Origin of the sequence: Streptomyces sp. W16 (genome assembly GCF_033194735.1) — a bacterium.
In the GTDB taxonomy this organism is placed as follows: Bacteria; Actinomycetota; Actinomycetes; order Streptomycetales; family Streptomycetaceae; genus Streptomyces.
Map to the genome: position 1 here is coordinate 1 of NZ_JAWOAI010001016.1, position 1,642 is coordinate 1,642.

Annotated in this window: 3 protein-coding genes and 1 pseudogene; 3 read left to right on the forward strand and 1 reads right to left on the reverse strand. The window is 69.2% G+C overall.

The window, feature by feature from the left end; translation table 11 throughout:
- Positions 1–331 (reverse strand): annotated as a pseudogene (locus R6V09_RS52580) (hypothetical protein); the annotation flags it as partial.
- Between the two features lie 75 nt (positions 332–406).
- On the opposite strand from R6V09_RS52580, the gene R6V09_RS52585 reads away from it, so the two are divergent.
- The 3 genes from R6V09_RS52585 to R6V09_RS52595 all read left to right on the forward strand — a co-directional run.
- On the forward strand, positions 407–817 hold the full coding sequence (locus tag R6V09_RS52585) for a VOC family protein (protein ID WP_317888472.1): 411 nt from the start codon (positions 407–409) through the stop codon (positions 815–817).
- Between the two features lie 96 nt (positions 818–913).
- A complete protein-coding gene (locus R6V09_RS52590; protein ID WP_317888473.1) occupies positions 914–1,309 on the forward strand; it encodes a hypothetical protein in 396 nt (131 codons plus the stop codon).
- Positions 1,306–1,642 (forward strand): thiol-disulfide oxidoreductase DCC family protein (locus R6V09_RS52595; protein WP_317888474.1); only part of this gene is annotated, 337 nt, incomplete at its 3' end. The genes R6V09_RS52590 and R6V09_RS52595, both read left to right, overlap by 4 nt.

A 1,642-nucleotide genomic window follows, 5' to 3' on the forward strand; every position in this document is an offset into this window, starting at 1 on the left:
GCAGCGCGTCGACCCCGACCACCCGGGCCACACCGCCGCGCCGCACCAGCTCACCCACCAGCCCTGTGCCGGACCCCACGTCGAGGACCGTCAGCGCGCCCGGCTCCAGCCCGAGACTCTCGACCGCCCGCAGGAAGCCCGCCGCCGCGACCTGTGGTGAGGTGCACTGGAGCAGTTCCTGGACGACATGCTCGTAGAGGCCGGGCACGGCGTAGATCCGCGTGTACTCGTGCAGGTGCACCGTCTCGTGCTCGCTCAGCGCGATGTACTCACCGTCCGCCTCCGGCGGGCCGAGCAGCCGGACGCCCGCGAACACATCCACATCTGCCATGCGCGCGACATTATGCGAACGCGCCTGCGGCCAACAATCCCCGGCCTTTGCCGATCATCGCCCTAACCTGACGACATGTCAGATGAAGAGTCGTACGAACTGCTCGGCTTCGACAACCTCCTCCTCCCCGTAGGGGACCTCGCCGAGGCCGTCCCCTTCTACGAACGCGCGGGATTCACGGTGGGGTTCCGGCTCGACGAGGCCGGGATCGCGATCCTGAAGGTCGGTGGCGAGACGCCGGGCGTTCTCCTGCGGCACGAGGACGGGCTCGGGCACAGGCCACCTCCCTGGCCCTCGCCGCGCGCATGGCTGGAGGTGCCGGACGCCCGGAAGGCCGCTCAGCGCCTCACCGCCGCCGGGATCGCACTGCTCGACGCGCCCTTCTCCGTGGCCACCGGGTGGACCGTCGAGATCGCCGACCCCTGGGGCAACGTCATCGGGTTCACGGACTACTCGAAGCGGCCGGAGCTGGCGCGGCGGGTGTGACGCAGCTCCCAGCGCAAGCAAGTTGAACGCGTTCAAAAACACCTCTACAGTCTCTCCTGTCAGCGCTTTTGAACGCGTTCAAGAAGGGGGAGGCGCATGGACCGCACGGTCGTCGCCTACGTCATCTATCTGATCGTCAGCATCGGACTCACCATCTGGGTGGCCCGCACGCTCAGCCGCAACGGGCGGATCTTCCTCGCCGACGTCCTACGGGGGAACGAAAAACTCGCGGAGGCCGTGAACCACCTCCTCGTAGTGGGCTTCTACCTCGTGAACCTCGGGTTCGTCGCCCTGTACCTCAGCGGGGACGGCACCATCGAGGACACCCGGGGGATCTTCGAGGCCCTGTCGACCAAGGTGGGTGTGGTGCTGCTGGTGCTCGGGGTGATGCACCTGGGCAACGTGTACGTGCTCAACAAGATCCGGCGGCGCGGGGTCATGGAGCGGGAGCAGGTGCCGCCCGTCGCGCCGCAGGACTGGGTCGGGGCGTGAGCGCGGTGGCAGCCGCCCCGGCGGACCGGGCGACCCCGGTCCGCCGGCTCACCGTCCTGTACGACGCCGACTGTTCCCTCTGCACCTTCCTGCGCGACTGGCTCGTACGGCAGCCGCAGCTGGTGCCCCTGGAACTGGTGCCGGCGTCCTCCGAAGAGGCGCGGCAGCGCTTCCCCGCGCTCGACCATCGCGCCACCCTCGACGAGATCACCGTCGTCGGCGACTCCGGGCAGGTCTACCGGGGCGCCGCCGCCTGGATCGTCACCCTGTGGGCGCTGCGCGAACAGCGGCCCCTGGCCCACCGGTTGAGCACCCCGAGATCGGAAGAGCGTC